Annotated in this window: 1 pseudogene; it reads right to left on the bottom strand. The window is 69.0% G+C overall.

Annotated elements, in window-relative coordinates:
- A pseudogene (locus tag U5805_RS31665) lies at nucleotides 1-381 on the bottom strand (hypothetical protein); the annotation flags it as partial.

The following is a 381-nucleotide window of genomic DNA, read 5'->3' as shown; positions in this document are numbered from 1 at the left end:
GTATGCGCCGTCGAGTCGTACACCACCGCGTCAGGCATCCCGCCGTTGATGTTCGTGATGCTGGCAGCGAGGTTCGAAATCGCGGTGGTGTTGGCCGTCACCTGCGTGTTGGTCGCGAACAGCTGCGAGCCGTTCACCGCATCCGTGCTGGCAGCCGTCACCTGGCCTGCCGCCACGTTCGTGATCTGGCGCGCGTTGCCCGACGAACCCACGCTCACCACGCCAACCGGCGTGCCGCCCGCATACGTGTACGTCGTGCCGCCGATCGTGCCGCTCGCCGTCGGCACACCGGTCGTGTTCGCCACCGAGCCTTGGCCCAGTGCCACCGAGTTGGCCGTCGTAGCCTGCGCGCCTGCGCCGATCGCCGTGGCGTTCGCCGCG

This window comes from Paraburkholderia sp. J41 (assembly GCF_905220235.1).
Lineage (GTDB): Bacteria > Pseudomonadota > Gammaproteobacteria > Burkholderiales > Burkholderiaceae > Paraburkholderia.
Note: the sequence above shows the minus strand (reverse complement) of the source record. Positions and strands in the feature narration are given on the sequence as shown.